Genomic DNA, 12,557 nt, shown 5'->3' on the forward strand with positions numbered 1-12,557 from the left:
GGCGGTGTTTATCTCCTTGCGGTGGTGGTGGTTTCCGGCCCGGTTGGGTCGGTTGCGTCCGACGACTTGTCGGCCGGGTCTGCGGTGGGATCGGTGACGGTCACGATGACGTCGCCTGCGGCGTCGGGATTGGATACCCATATGGACGAATCAGGGGCATATCCGGCCTGGTTCGCGTTGGCGCAGAGGAGGTTTACGGCGCCAAGGGTCAGTCCGCCCACGGCGGTGAACTTGCCTGTGCGCGACATCAGCTCTGATCACTTTCGAGACCGAGTTCGCCTTGCTCACCATCCGGTTCAGCGTCCGAGTTGGCGGCTTCGTCGGCAGCGGTTTCCCGCAGCGACCATGCGTTGACGTACTCGGTTATCTGATGCTCGAGGGTTCCAGCCTTTGCCCATTGGTTGAGCGCGTTGACGATGGTGCGTAGTTCCTGGTCAGTCATGGCATCGCGGTGCTCGAACAGCTCGGTTCGTCCAAGGATTCCGCCGATGACGATGAGCTGTTCGTCGCGGTCGGTGCATTCGGCTTTGTTCAGTGCGGCGAACATCGCCTTGAGCCACTTCTCGCGGGCGTCGGCGCTGAGCTCCCCCGCGGTCTCTGTCGCTTGCGCACTCTGTTCCGCGGCGGCTTCGGCTGCGCGTTCGCGTAGACGCTGAGCGCCCTTTGCACGCTGAGGCGGGGCTTGGCGTTCCTCGACGACTTCCCCGTCGATCACGGTTGGCTGCGCCGCGTCGGTGAGGATCAGTCCGGCGAATTCATTCGGGTAGGCGCGGCGGCACGCGGCAGCCTCGGCGCACTTGCCGATCTGGTTGCGGGGCATCTTCGCCCACATACTGTTGGGTTCCTGTCCCACAACCCGGCGGCCCTGCCCGCTGCCCTCGTAGACGTTGTTGGTCTGCACAAACTCGTCGAAATGCGCTACTGCGGTGAATGGTTCGCCGTTCCGGAAGACGATGTACTTCGCGGCCACCGGAGGGGTACTACCGGGCCAAACCTCGCGCCACTGGCCGTCGTCGCCGCAGTAGAACGGGCCCTCGACGGCCAGCGTGTCGCCGTTGCGGTGCGCGTACTCGCGGACCTTGCGGCGGAATCCGTCGATCCCGGTCTGAATGGTGTACTTCGTGACAAATCGCTCAACCTTGCGCCGCCCGCCTTCACCGGTGTCGATCCATTCGGTGACCTTGGAGTTGCGTCCGATCATGTAGATCTCTTTGCGGAACGGGTCTAACCCGGTGGTTTGGCACACGTGGAAATACACGTCGAGGTCACCGTCTGTGGCGTCCTCGATACCGAGCTGTCGCAGAGCTGCTCGCTGCGCCTCACTGAATCGGGCCTGCCCGGTGTGGATTGCCAGTTCTGTGCCTAGTGACGACGGGACGGCTAGTTCGCCGGCGGGCTGTGCAGCCGGGTCGGGCCAGATCTCGGCGGTGTCGGCGGCTGCGGTTTTCGTGGTGGTTTCGGTCATGAGGGGTTGTCTCCGTTCAGGAATCGGATTTGTTCGGGGGTCACGCCTTTGGCCGCATAGAGTGCGACCGAGTTCTTTCCGGATTTCTGTCGGTGCGCGATCCGGACGCCACCGAACTCGGCGTACTTGTCGCGTTCCATCCGTTTCATCAGCCGGTTTTTCGCGCCCTGATAGACCTCTTTGGCGCGCTCGTATTCCTGCCCTGCGGTGACGTATTCCAGCGCTTCGGCGCCGTCGAGGACTGTGGTGGCGTCGGCGTTGATATCGGGGTTCACCGCGCGAATGCAGCTGTAGGTGTGGACCGTGTTATCGAGGTCGGGTACCTCGTCGGCCTGCAGCAGACCCCAGAATTTCTGGGCCTCGGCGATGATCCACGCCGCGGTGCTCGCATCGAACGGAATCTCGTAGATCCGCTCGTCGAAGTACGGGCCAACGGCCAACAGATGACCTGGTTGGTCGGTCCAGCCGGTGAACAACATTTGCGTCATGACCTGCGCCGCATAGTCTTCCGGGCAGTCACCGGTCAGGTCGTCGCCGAACAGCTCCAAGTCGGTCATGTTCCGGGCGGCCTTGAACTCGATGACGCGCCGCGACCGGCCCCGCACCGCGCGCCGGTCGACCGTGGCCACGCACGGGAACCCGAACTTGCCGGGATCGATGTGGACCTGCACTTCACCGTCGGACAGCAGCCAGCCGGGATTACGGCTGCGCCACCGGTTCGCGGCGAACGCTTCCAGGTCGTGGCCGACATCGAACGCGTCCTTGTGGGGTTCCGGGTCGACGCGGCCAGTCATGCGGTGCCACAGGCGGTATGCCGACTCATAGCGGGAGAATCCGAGGATCGCGGCGACTTTCGACGGTGTGATGGTCTTCGACCACTCCGGTGACCCGGGCTGCAGGAACTGCGGATCCCGTCGCGTGTACACGCCGAGGATTCCGGTGGTGGGGTTCGCGGTCATGCTGCTGTCACCGCCTGATCAGCGGCGGCAAGCACCCACGCGAACGGCTTACCCGACATCGGGCAGTCACCACCCGCGGTGTCACGATGCCAACGCACAGCCGCATCGACAGTCGATCGCGCCGGCTTCCGGCAGACCGGGCACGGCGGCGGTGTGGCAGGGCGGTTCACAGCGCGACCGCTTTCAGCATGTCCTCGATGCAGCCGAACACCCGGCCGCACTCGCACTCACCCGGAAGCTCTAGCGATTCAGAGGCTTTGGTGCACACATCGAGGCAGTCATCGCACATGAGCAGCACAGGGTCCGAGCAGGCGTCGGTGGCCTCGTTGTAGGCGTGGATACGTACCATCCATTTCGCTTTGTTGCCGCAGACGATGATGCGATGGCGCTCGCACAGGAACGAACGGCATTCGCACGCCCGCTGCGGCATCACGCCCACTAGCTCGGTCACGTCGACGTCGATCGCTGGGGCGGTCATGATGCTGCCCGTTTCGCGGCGTGACGGGCTTCAAGTAGTTGCGCGGTTACCCGCAGCTCGAATGGGTTCCACGAGTGGCGCACACCGTCGCCGTAGGCGTGGTTGATTTCAGCGAGAAGCGCTGCGGCGTCCCACATTTTCGCGGCGGCTTCCAACCCGGGTTCGGGGCGGCGGGCCATTCAGACCACCTCCCCTTTCACAGGGCACGCGGGGGTGGCGTCGTCGACATGAACCCACTTACCCGAGGCGCTGCCGAGATAGACCTGTCGGCCGCAGGGGCATTGTCGGGATCGGCCGAGCTGGTTAGTTTGGCGACGGCGGGACACTTCACCGCCGTCGCCTGATCCGGTCACAGTCACGTCGCTGCCACCGGACGCCTTGAGCGCATCCCCGATCTCCCCCAGCACTGCCAACAGCTGTTTCTCGAAGGGTGTCAACGGTTTCGACGTCGCACGCTCGCGCGCTTCCCGCGCAGCCTCCTCGGCGGCACGCACCTCTGCGGGGTTCGGTCCGAATCCCATCAGCGGGCCCCCTTCCGCACCATCGGCGGCATAGGGCAGCGGCCGAAGACCTCGGCCACCATCTCGTGCACCTGCATCCGCCACGGGCCTGCATTCCAAACACCCTGTGCAGTGACGGGTCTCGCGAGCACCTGGTATCCGCATCCGCGCGGGCAGTCCAGAGTTTCGGGCAATGTTTCGCGCGGGCACACTGTCGGTGCGGTCTTCGAAGTAGTCATAGGTCACCGTCCTGGCAATAGCTGTGGAGGTCATCCCAATCACGGATGGACTCGTAGTCGTCGCCGGTAAGATCGACTCGGCCATCGCTAGGGCGGATCTCGAACACTGATCCACATACGCACTGCCCGAAGTAGATTGGCGGCGGCGCGAACGACGCTAGGTAGCCCAGCTCGCTCACCTTGTCGAGTTGACCGTCGGCGTCGGCCAGGGCATCGAAGAACTTCTGCGGCGACGGCGACTCTGTCAGAGCGCGATGCAAGGTGTGGGCGATAGTGGTCATCGGACTGCGCTGCCTGGCTGGCAGTTCACGGTGACGTACGCAATGCGATACGACACTGACCGCGCCCATGGGACGCCCCCGCGCGACCCCGCTTGGCCCGTGCTCGCAGGGGTGGCACCCCCGCCGCCCGCCTTGGAGTCGGCGGTGGTGTCTGCCCACACAGTCGGCCCGATCCGGGTCGCGACGATCGAGCCGTCGTGCGGGTCGCAGTCACCGAATGTCTCGACCGTGACGCGGTAGCCCTCATCGGTCAGACGGGCGAAGACCGCATCGAGCGAGTCACTGGGTTGGGCGTTGGTGTCCGGGCTCGCCAGACACATCGCGACGATGGCCGCGCCCGCACCCATCGCGATCAAGAACCAAGGCCGACGGGGCTTGTTTTCTGTACGGTGTTGCATGCCGACTCCTCGTAGAGTTGGTGGTAGGGACGCTGGCGGTGGCTTTCTTGGCGGTTAGGCACCGCCAGCGTTTTCATGTATTCAGTTGTCGTTCAATGTTGTTCAGCTGCAGTCGTCATGATGCGAACCTGCGCTGCGTTGTGGCTGTAGCACTGGCTAGCCGTGGGCCGGATTCAGCCGCGCAGTGCTCTGCGGGTGGCCTCGCGTCACGGCGGCACTTCTCCAGGGCATCGGCGATGTCCGCGTCGGACATCCGCCACTTCCGGCCGACCTTGTAACCGGAGAACCGCCTAGACCTCAGCTGTTGGGCCAGCCACTCGGGCGAGTTACCGAAATGCTCGGCTGCCTCTTCAAGGGCGTAGGTAGTGACGGTCGAGACCAGAGCACTGGCGTTCCCATCGGTCATCCCGCGATCACCTCGGGTGCAATTCCGGTGGTGATGGCAGCCAACGGAACGCCGAGCACGTCTGCGATCTTGCGGGCCATCTCGGGGGTGCATCGCTTCCTGCCAGCCTCGATGTTCGCGAGGTGACCATGCGACATGCCGATGACGCTCGAGAATTTCCCCAACGCCCAACCATTTGATTCACGCAACGCACGAACCGTCGCGCCTACCCTCACCGGGTCATCAACTAGAGCCACGTTCATCAGACTAGAAACAAATAGAAACGGTGTCAATCATGAAACGGAAACGGTTTCTAGTCGAGTTGTTTTTGCAGCTCAGAGCATGCGTCAGACATCCAAATCTCATCCATGTGTTTCCGGCTAGATGAAGAAGGGCGCGAAATGGCCTAGTAGATGTTTCCTCTGGTTTCCGTCAGGATGAAGGGTGTGAGCTTGCAACGCCTGGCGCAGTACGTAAGGAACCGCCGCCAACTAATCGGGATGCCGCTGGCCAAGGACCTCGCGGACGCCACGGGCATCACGCCTAGAACGATCTCAGACCTGGAGACCGGCAAGCGCACTCTCAGTCAAGGCTCATACTCGCGAATCGAGCAGGCCCTCCGGTGGGAACCCGGCAGCGTCGATCAGATCTTGGCTGGCAGCGGACCGATCGTGTCTGAGTACGCGTGGGCATCCAAGGCTGCGCAGGCGAGCCGACCAAAGTGGCCGCGCGATACCCCCGGTACAGCGGAGCGCTACGACATAGCATTCGGCAAGGCACTCAGCCGCACACGCGAACGTGCCGGCGTCCAGCCAGAGGGTTTGGCTCAAGCGGCCGACATGCGCCCAGAAAGGGTGCGCGCAATCGAGCTTGGCACGGCTTTGTCACTCCAACCGACTGAGGTAGTGAATCTCGCGCTCGCTCTCGGTTGGGATACCTACGAAGCGCTGACGATCGCAGGGTACGACGGTTATGGACAAGGATCGAGCGGGACCACAGCGCCAGTTATCAGCTCTCCACCGGACTCCAGCATCGCAGTTGGCCTCATCGACACAATGCACAAGCTGTTCAAGGAGTTCATCTCAACCGATCAAGAAACTGTGGACAGGACCGAAGCCGAGTTCGTGGACCTGGCGGCCGAAGCTGCGCTGCTCCAGCGGATGGCGCCGGGTCTGAGTTCGACCGCGGCCGGCATGATGGCCGTGTTAGGCCAGGAGCGAGATCTGGTCAACCGTGCGCAGAACCTTCTCGCGCAATTCACGCGTCCGACCCCAGAATCTAGCCAGCAGGCGAAGGCTGACGAGCTTGACCCACAGCAGGACCCGCTCGGCCAGAAACTATCGGGACGCGATGAACGTCGCGATAGCGGCCATCACTGACCCCTCGCCGTCCGACCATTCATGCGTTGGTCTTGCATCTAGGGCTGACTCCAACTCGGCACGCCACACCCCAGTTGGGGGCCACACATCCTGTGGCAATCCATCCAAAATGAGCTTGAGCAGCACCGTTATCGTTCCCAGATAGTCACTGCCGACGTCGACCTCGACGATGCCCTGTTTGCCGATTGTGTCTTCTGCGTCGCCGCCTTCTGGCGTAGCATCGCTCAATGTCCGGTCCTTTCGGTAGTACTTCGCCGTGCGCTGAGAAAACTGGTCATGGATGGCCCCTACTGGTGTTCCAGCACCAGGGGGGCCATCCGCTGTCTGGCCCCGCGGGGGTGTTCCGCTGATCTAATTGTTGCTGATGAAATCGCCCTGTGCGGACGACTTTTCCGGGCGATCGCCTCCCTTCCCTGTGAGGTTCTGCCGCATCGAGTTCAGCTTCGAGTACTTCGCCTTGTGATGACAAGCTATGTCTGTCCGGACGAGAAGCCAAGGAGAGTCGGTGGACACGCCGAAGAGTCCGTGGGCTGTGGTCACGGCCATGTGCTGCCTCCCGTATGTGTTCATCTCTGCTCATGTATCTGCACCGTAAAACCGCGCCTCGACATCTGCCCACCACTAACGGCAAGATTTTTGCGGCGAGACTTTTCTCTGCCATTGGACAACCCAGCTAGTACGCCCGCAAGCACATGTGCACGGTCCCGGACCTGCCTGATCCACAGCCGAAACGCCGTGAACCGTAGAGTCCGTTTCACAGGGCCTTCGACCACACGTATCGATTTCATGTAGAAAACCTATGCCCGGCTGCGCACCCCCCTCACACCCCAAAATCCCGGGCTGGTTCCGCACGTGAGCTGGCTACTGGCGCCTCATGGGCTAGACATCTTCGTCACCCTCCCTGCAAGTCCCCCGACCCTGTGAACTGGCTGAAAGCCAACTCAATCACCGGCAAATGACAAGCGTCAAGATCCTCCAGTGTCTAGGTTTCTTGTATGGTTGCGGGCAATGATCTTGGGTCATTTCTCCGCGCCGCGCGCGCCCGCAGTGGTATAACCCGCCGCCAACTTGGAGCCCGTGCTGGCTACTCCGAATCGTGGATCCGGCAAGTCGAAACCAACACCCACCACCCACCAGAAACAGCTCTGACACCCATCGCGCAGGCACTGGGTCTATCGTCATGGGAGACGCACTATCTCTTTGCACTCGGGGGCAAGATGGCAGGCACAGCAGGACTGGAAATACCAGACGTCAGCGACTACCTGGAAGCACTGAACCCTCACCCCGCCGCATATCTAAGCGCGGGTTGGACTGTGCAGCATGCGAACTCAGAGTTCGAGCGGCTTTTCAAGGGGTTGTGGATATCCCCGAACTTCGTCAACTGGCACTACGTAGGCCGCCGCACTCCCGACATCCTGCTCGACTATCAATCGTCGTCGGACTGGCTCATCTCATGGCTCAAGTTCAACCTTGCGCTCACGCCCGAAGACCCCGACCTCACCTATGTGTTGCATAAGATGGCACCGATCAATGACTTTGCGCGACACTGGGAACGAAACACAATCCCAGCAGACCCCGCCTCGCGCCCATGGTTGGTCCGCGACCTCGACAACGAATCAGTTCTACGCGTAAACATGCGGGTCTGGCGGGCAGGTCAATCCTCCGACCTGATGCTGCTCGGGGTCATACAGGAAACTGTTGGCGACTCAACGAACGGACCGCGGCCAGAGTCTCCGGGAACCGGGTGATACTCAGCGCCTGATGCTGCCCTTCGATAATCTCGAACAACACTGGGCCACCAAGGTTTTCAGTAACATACTCGCCGTGTTCAAGTGGGATGTAGAACTCGTTTCGGCCGTGGATCACGACAGCGGGGCATGTGATACCGGAGAGGCGGTCCTCGATGCTGGGCCGGCCGAGCCACGCATCGGCTACGAGACGGATCTGGCTCCAGTCGGCCTTGCGCCAACGATCCATCAACGCTTCGCTATCCGGTCCAGCAGCAGCCTCAGCCACTCGCCCGAACTCGTCCGACTGCGGGCCCCCGCTGGTCCACACGTCAACGCCAGACCCCAGTGATATCGACTCGCCAAGATCGGTTGCACGAGCGGTCGCCCCGACCAACACCAGGCCCGCAACACGTTCGGGCTCCAAGAGCGCGGCATGCAATGCCATAGCGGCGCTGTACAACTCGCCGCCGAAAACCGCGCGTTCGATCCCCAACGCAGCGGCCAGCTCAAGAGCATCGCGGGCGACCTCGACGAATTCAAACGGCTTGCCGTCGAATCGCGTGGCGCCATGCCCGCGTTGGTCGAAAGTGACCACGCGATAGCCCTCACCCGCCAGCGCGTCCGCGAGCGGCTCGAGGTGGATTGTGTCGAGGAACATCGGGTGTGACAGCACCATAGGCGGGCCGTCTCCCCCGCTGTCGGTGTAATGGATCGATTGCCCGTTCACGTCGATGTGCGGCATACCAGCAGAGTATTACTTCGACCAATGCGCCATGAAGGCTTTCGGAGTTTGCGGTCGCGTTATACGCTGCGGGCACGGGTCGGGGCCGCACGCACAGCAGGGGGCCCAATGACCGACGCGCCGAAACCGTCCGCAGGCTGGTACCCGGACCCCTCGGGCAGCCCGAGGCAACGCTACTTCGACGGCTCGAATTGGACAGACAACTACTCTGACGACGCGAAATGGGTTACACCGCCTGAGGAACGCAAGATCCCACCGTGGCAGATATTCGTCGCCTCAGGAGGCATCGTCGCGGTTGCCGTCGCCATGGTGTCCGTCGCGGGACCCGATCGGCGCCCGCCAGCGCCAACACGCATAACCGAGGCGGTGCCGGTGAATGCTGGGCCGAAAACGATTAGCCCATCCGAGTGCAAGGTGCAAGCCGTCCCGAAGTGCGACGGCGTTTTCCGCGTGACCGATGGCGGGGCCCTCAGCACAGGGCTGTTGACCGGTTGGATCCGGACCGAAGGACCGCTACCGGGCCGGTCAAGCTGCTACTGGAGCCGCCTATCCGGGCCTGACGAGACGATCAACAACACGCTCGCCACAGGACGTCTGACCGAAGGCCAGTCGGCTACCGTCGAAATCAAGCCTGGCGATTACGCGTTCGCAACACACGGCTGCCTGCCCTGGCAGAAGGTCGGATAGTTCCGGCATGAGCGACAACGCTGGCCACGGTATCCGTAGCGTCGCTGGATCGACGTGGGAACGGACTCAATCCGAGATACGGGCATTCCACAAGTTCGGTCTGCTCTGGGCGGAGAGCGGTTACGACAAGGTGTGGGCAGCAGCCATCCAGCGCGTAGACGAGAACTTCGATCCTGATGACCACCACGGCGACGAACACGTATGGCGCTTCGACGAGCAGGTCGAGGGAATGTGGCCGGACCGGTTCGGCTGGATGATTCACGCCGCCGCGATCAAAGACGCGGTGACAGCGTTCGAGGTATACATGGAAGACGTTCTTCGCGAATGGCTTTCGCATATCCGCATTGGAGACGGCTCGGTACGTCCGGTTGTCCGCGTCACTAAAGGTCGCGAGTCACCCAATTGGCTCGTCCTGACGCGCTTCCACGCCGACTTGGGCGCCAACATCAGCACACCAAGCGTCCGGGAGATACGCGACCTTCGGCACCTGCTGACCCACCAGCGGGGCGAACTGCGTTCCGAGGCGGCAATCGAGAAATTCACCCGCACTAATGCAGGCGATCGCTTTAGCCGGCCAAGAGTCGGCGATCCCGTCGAACTCCACACGGAAGACGTGCTAAAAGTCCTGGCCGACCTCGACGAAACCGTGCGCGCGACCGAACATGCGATTTTCGAGCGCGTCGGGCTTCTCGATTCCGAGATCGAAGCATGGGAAACCAATGGCTACATCACGGTCGAACCAAGAACATAGGGCGTGGACTCCACTCCCAGTCCAGCATCACGCGGCGCGCCGGTAGTCGGCGTGTCCCCAAGCAAATCACAAGATGTCCAGTTCCTGTGATTCGATTCGATTATGAACACGAATGCCTGGGTCTGGGGGTGTAGATGAGCGGCGAGCAAATCAGCCGAGCCCAGGCACGCAAAAGCCTGGAAGGCCCCGTTTACAAAGTCGTCTCCAAATACATGCGCAAGGGCTTCAAACTGACCAAGGGTGGGCACCTATACACGATCTGGTGTCCGTGCGGCGGCGTTGGCGGGAAGGGCTGGTTCTCAGTCAATGGAACGCCGAACGATGCCGACCACCACGCGCAGCAGATCGAGCGATTCTGCCGAAAATGCCCTAAAAAGCCACATTGAGGTATCTGTTTCCAGTTGACAACAGCTGAGCCGGATTGGACACTGGCGCCATGGCCGTCTACGAGTTCTCTTTCGCGACGAATGAACTAAAAGGCCCCGATGACGAGCGCCTAGCGTCGGTGGCGAAGGGCTGCCGCGACACAACTGCGTACAGCCATGGAGACCTGACCGTCGTGGTAATCACGATGGAAGGCGCCAACGCCTCACGTGCAGGTATCCAAGCCGCTCAGCTTCTAATCGACTCAGATCTCAGCCCCACGCGGACCGTTCCCGACCTCGTCGATCGACGCGAGATCTCCGAGCGCGCCGACGTCCGCCGGCAGACCGTTGGCAACTGGGCTCGCGGTGACCGCATGGCCAACACCCCCTTCCCTACCCCGTACGCGATGGTCAGCGGTGAGCTGTGGCTGTGGGGCGACGTCGCGGCTTGGCTTTCAAACAATGGCCACTTAACCGAGTCTGTGCAGTATCCGACCGCGCCTGATCACACCCGAGTCGATCATTGGATTCTCGATCGACAGGCCGCTCTGACGCCGTCACAAAGAGGACGCAACGAATTTGCGGATGTGACCCTCCTTTTGAAGAACGTCTCATGGCCATCTAGATCCATCCAGCAGCGCGCTCCACGGCTGACTGGTACATCAGCCGCATTTCGTGTGGTCGCTTCCGTATGAGCGAAACCGCTCCCCACGTTGTCACCGACGCTCGGGATCTGCTGGGGATCACTGAACTCTCAGATATCACGTACACCCGGCTGTCGGCACAGGTCTCAGACGAAGACGATGCGCCGTTCGCTGTCCAGGTTCTGGTCCGTCAAGGCGAGAACTCAATTGAGATCCTATGCAAGGCAACCCTTTCCGGGGAAGGCGCGTCGTACGCTGTTGACGCCATTGGCCGGTTTACTGTGAATGAACCATGCGAGGTTTCCGGGGACGTCTTGACGGAGTTCATAGGGAAGGCCGGAGTCGTCGCGATCTATCCATACTTGCGAAACGGGATGGTCGATCTTGCGTCGAGACTCGGGCTACCACGGCCCGTGATTCCCTTCCTACGTCCAGAAGGGCCCAAATTCACTCCGCCGTAAGCATGTTGGCGATTGCGTCTGCAGCTGCCTGGGCACTCGTCCGGTCGATATGCCCGTATAGGTCGACCGTTGTCGTGATCGACTCATGCCCCAGGTGCCGTTGGACGACCGGAAGCGGGACGCCGGCGAGGATCATCCACGACGCGCAGGTGTGCCGCAGATCGTGGATGCGGGGATTGCGTGGGAGTTCGGCCTTTTCGACTGCGGGCCACCAGACGTTGGCCCGGAAGTTCGGGGGCCGGACTGGGCCTCCCTCGGCTCGCCGGCCGCGCCCGGAGTTTGTGAACAGCCACTCACCTGAGTAGTTCAGCTTCTCGAGGGTGCCCTTCCCCACGTTGATTGTTCGTTTCGACCGCGCCGTCTTCGGTGGTGCGAGGCGATACCCACCCCCACCGCGCCGCCACGACTGCCAGATTCGGACGGTGCCCGCGTTCTGATCGACGTCGTCGGGCCGCAGCGCCGTGGCTTCCGACAGGCGGCACCCCGATGCGACGAGGAACTCAGTAAATGGCTGCCATGACTCGCTGACCTTGTCGTTGAGTTCGGCGAACTGCTCGCGGGTAAGAAACACCATTTCCTGGGCATGGCTCTGCGGCAATCGGACGCCGGCAGCCGGATTGGCTTTCAGCCTCCCTGCGGTGACCGCGCTGGCCAGCGCGCCGGATAGGAAGCCGTGTTTGTTCGCGATCGTCTTCGGGCTGAGATCGTCCTCCATCCCCGATACCCATAGTGCGATGTCGTCGCGGGTGAGGTCATCGAGCGGGATCGGGCCGAGGTGGGGGCCGATGTCGTTTCGGAGGTACCGGTCGTAGTCCTCGATGGTGCGTTTGTCGACGCCGGTGAGGTGGTCGATGTGGTGTCGGATCCAGGACTCGACGGTCAGTTTCGTTCGGGGCGCGGCGCTGACTTTCAGGATCTCCAGTGCCCGTGCGGGCCCTACCCGGTTTATTAGCTCGCAGGCGTACTCGGCCTCTTGCTGGTCGTTAACTGACAGCGATGTCTGCTTGCCGTCGAGGCGGTACAGGACCGAGAAATAGGGGCTGCCGTTGCCCCGGTATCGCGTGCGGATTGATGCCACGCGGTCAATGATATG

The 12,557-nt window shown here is 62.0% G+C and carries 18 protein-coding genes and 1 pseudogene; 7 read left to right on the forward strand and 12 right to left on the reverse strand.

The genetic code is table 11. From position 1 onward, the window contains the following. Positions 1-8 precede the first annotated feature (8 nt). The 10 genes from MSTE_RS17715 to MSTE_RS17765 form a co-directional block, all read right to left on the reverse strand. Positions 9-248, reverse strand: coding sequence for a hypothetical protein (locus MSTE_RS17715; protein ID WP_096503172.1), 240 nt, complete (start codon positions 246-248; stop codon positions 9-11). Further along, positions 248-1,465: a recombinase RecT gene (locus tag MSTE_RS17720; protein WP_096503174.1), complete on the reverse strand. Its 1,218-nt coding sequence runs from the start codon at positions 1,463-1,465 to the stop codon at positions 248-250. Before MSTE_RS17720 ends, MSTE_RS17715 begins: the two co-directional genes overlap by 1 nt. Then, on the reverse strand, positions 1,462-2,424 hold the full coding sequence (locus tag MSTE_RS17725) for a YqaJ viral recombinase family protein (RefSeq protein ID WP_096503176.1): 963 nt from the start codon (positions 2,422-2,424) through the stop codon (positions 1,462-1,464). The genes MSTE_RS17720 and MSTE_RS17725 overlap by 4 nt, the downstream gene beginning before the upstream one ends. 166 nt (positions 2,425-2,590) lie before the next feature. Further along, entirely contained in the window at positions 2,591-2,902 is a 312-nt protein-coding gene (locus MSTE_RS17730; protein ID WP_096503178.1) for a hypothetical protein, read from the reverse strand. Continuing rightward, positions 2,899-3,081, reverse strand: coding sequence for a hypothetical protein (locus MSTE_RS17735; RefSeq protein ID WP_096503180.1), 183 nt, complete (start codon positions 3,079-3,081; stop codon positions 2,899-2,901). Before MSTE_RS17735 ends, MSTE_RS17730 begins: the two co-directional genes overlap by 4 nt. After that, the gene (locus MSTE_RS17740) at positions 3,082-3,507 is read right to left on the reverse strand and encodes a hypothetical protein (RefSeq protein ID WP_231896918.1); all 426 of its coding nucleotides are present in this window, start codon (positions 3,505-3,507) and stop codon (positions 3,082-3,084) included. It lies immediately after the preceding gene. Positions 3,508-3,637: 130 nt separating this feature from the next. Continuing rightward, positions 3,638-3,922, reverse strand: coding sequence for a hypothetical protein (locus MSTE_RS17750; RefSeq protein ID WP_096503186.1), 285 nt, complete (start codon positions 3,920-3,922; stop codon positions 3,638-3,640). Continuing rightward, positions 3,919-4,320 carry a hypothetical protein gene (locus tag MSTE_RS25570; protein ID WP_231896919.1) on the reverse strand — a complete coding sequence of 134 codons (402 nt, stop codon included), beginning with the start codon at positions 4,318-4,320 and terminating at the stop codon, positions 3,919-3,921. Before MSTE_RS25570 ends, MSTE_RS17750 begins: the two co-directional genes overlap by 4 nt. Before the next feature lie 115 nt (positions 4,321-4,435). After that, the gene (locus MSTE_RS17760) at positions 4,436-4,726 is read right to left on the reverse strand and encodes a helix-turn-helix domain-containing protein (protein WP_096503188.1); all 291 of its coding nucleotides are present in this window, start codon (positions 4,724-4,726) and stop codon (positions 4,436-4,438) included. Beyond that, positions 4,723-4,962, reverse strand: coding sequence for a helix-turn-helix domain-containing protein (locus tag MSTE_RS17765; protein WP_231896920.1), 240 nt, complete (start codon positions 4,960-4,962; stop codon positions 4,723-4,725). Before MSTE_RS17765 ends, MSTE_RS17760 begins: the two co-directional genes overlap by 4 nt. A 189-nt stretch (positions 4,963-5,151) precedes the next feature. On the opposite strand from MSTE_RS17765, the gene MSTE_RS17770 reads away from it, so the two are divergent. The 3 genes and pseudogenes from MSTE_RS17770 to MSTE_RS17780 all read left to right on the forward strand — a co-directional run bounded on the left by MSTE_RS17770 (position 5,152) and on the right by MSTE_RS17780 (position 7,832). Next, a complete protein-coding gene (locus tag MSTE_RS17770) occupies positions 5,152-6,084 on the forward strand; it encodes a helix-turn-helix transcriptional regulator (protein WP_157997714.1) in 933 nt (310 codons plus the stop codon). Between the two features lie 995 nt (positions 6,085-7,079). After that, positions 7,080-7,250 (forward strand): annotated as a pseudogene (locus MSTE_RS25575) (helix-turn-helix domain-containing protein); the annotation flags it as partial. A gap of 51 nt (positions 7,251-7,301) precedes the next feature. Next, positions 7,302-7,832, forward strand: a complete 531-nt coding sequence (locus MSTE_RS17780; RefSeq protein WP_231897120.1) for an MmyB family transcriptional regulator — start codon at positions 7,302-7,304, stop codon at positions 7,830-7,832. On the opposite strand, the gene MSTE_RS17785 is transcribed toward MSTE_RS17780, so the two are convergent. Further along, complete coding sequence (locus MSTE_RS17785) at positions 7,768-8,556, reverse strand: alpha/beta fold hydrolase (protein ID WP_096503198.1); 789 nt, start codon at positions 8,554-8,556, stop codon at positions 7,768-7,770. The genes MSTE_RS17780 and MSTE_RS17785 overlap by 65 nt on opposite strands. A 108-nt stretch (positions 8,557-8,664) precedes the next feature. Between MSTE_RS17785 and MSTE_RS17790 the strand changes: the two genes are divergently transcribed. From MSTE_RS17790 to MSTE_RS17800, 4 genes are all read left to right on the forward strand, one after another. Continuing rightward, positions 8,665-9,243: a DUF2510 domain-containing protein gene (locus MSTE_RS17790; RefSeq protein WP_096503200.1), complete on the forward strand. Its 579-nt coding sequence runs from the start codon at positions 8,665-8,667 to the stop codon at positions 9,241-9,243. Positions 9,244-9,250: 7 nt separating this feature from the next. Next, positions 9,251-9,994: a hypothetical protein gene (locus tag MSTE_RS17795; RefSeq protein ID WP_096503202.1), complete on the forward strand. Its 744-nt coding sequence runs from the start codon at positions 9,251-9,253 to the stop codon at positions 9,992-9,994. Positions 9,995-10,128: 134 nt separating this feature from the next. Then, a complete protein-coding gene (locus MSTE_RS25000) occupies positions 10,129-10,380 on the forward strand; it encodes a hypothetical protein (protein WP_157997715.1) in 252 nt (83 codons plus the stop codon). Positions 10,381-10,430: 50 nt separating this feature from the next. Then, positions 10,431-11,054: a hypothetical protein gene (locus MSTE_RS17800; protein ID WP_096503204.1), complete on the forward strand. Its 624-nt coding sequence runs from the start codon at positions 10,431-10,433 to the stop codon at positions 11,052-11,054. 396 nt (positions 11,055-11,450) lie between these two features. On the opposite strand, the gene MSTE_RS17810 is transcribed toward MSTE_RS17800, so the two are convergent. Continuing rightward, positions 11,451-12,542 carry a tyrosine-type recombinase/integrase gene (locus MSTE_RS17810; protein ID WP_096503208.1) on the reverse strand — a complete coding sequence of 364 codons (1,092 nt, stop codon included), beginning with the start codon at positions 12,540-12,542 and terminating at the stop codon, positions 11,451-11,453. Positions 12,543-12,557: the final 15 nt, after the last annotated feature.

Source organism: [Mycobacterium] stephanolepidis (assembly GCF_002356335.1).
Taxonomy (GTDB): Bacteria; Actinomycetota; Actinomycetes; order Mycobacteriales; family Mycobacteriaceae; genus Mycobacterium; species Mycobacterium stephanolepidis.

Coding starts and splice junctions, on each gene's coding strand:
- MSTE_RS17715 (WP_096503172.1), bottom strand. CDS start 248: ATGTCGCGCACAGGCAAGTTCACCGCCGTGGGCGGACTGACCCTTGGC.
- MSTE_RS17720 (WP_096503174.1), bottom strand. CDS start 1,465: ATGACCGAAACCACCACGAAAACCGCAGCCGCCGACACCGCCGAGATC.
- MSTE_RS17725 (WP_096503176.1), bottom strand. CDS start 2,424: ATGACCGCGAACCCCACCACCGGAATCCTCGGCGTGTACACGCGACGG.
- MSTE_RS17730 (WP_096503178.1), bottom strand. CDS start 2,902: ATGACCGCCCCAGCGATCGACGTCGACGTGACCGAGCTAGTGGGCGTG.
- MSTE_RS17735 (WP_096503180.1), bottom strand. CDS start 3,081: ATGGCCCGCCGCCCCGAACCCGGGTTGGAAGCCGCCGCGAAAATGTGG.
- MSTE_RS17750 (WP_096503186.1), bottom strand. CDS start 3,922: ATGACCACTATCGCCCACACCTTGCATCGCGCTCTGACAGAGTCGCCG.
- MSTE_RS25570 (WP_231896919.1), bottom strand. CDS start 4,320: ATGCAACACCGTACAGAAAACAAGCCCCGTCGGCCTTGGTTCTTGATC.
- MSTE_RS17760 (WP_096503188.1), bottom strand. CDS start 4,726: ATGACCGATGGGAACGCCAGTGCTCTGGTCTCGACCGTCACTACCTAC.
- MSTE_RS17780 (WP_231897120.1), top strand. CDS start 7,302: ATGGCAGGCACAGCAGGACTGGAAATACCAGACGTCAGCGACTACCTG.
- MSTE_RS17785 (WP_096503198.1), bottom strand. CDS start 8,556: ATGCCGCACATCGACGTGAACGGGCAATCGATCCATTACACCGACAGC.
- MSTE_RS17790 (WP_096503200.1), top strand. CDS start 8,665: ATGACCGACGCGCCGAAACCGTCCGCAGGCTGGTACCCGGACCCCTCG.
- MSTE_RS17795 (WP_096503202.1), top strand. CDS start 9,251: ATGAGCGACAACGCTGGCCACGGTATCCGTAGCGTCGCTGGATCGACG.
- MSTE_RS25000 (WP_157997715.1), top strand. CDS start 10,129: ATGAGCGGCGAGCAAATCAGCCGAGCCCAGGCACGCAAAAGCCTGGAA.
- MSTE_RS17800 (WP_096503204.1), top strand. CDS start 10,431: ATGGCCGTCTACGAGTTCTCTTTCGCGACGAATGAACTAAAAGGCCCC.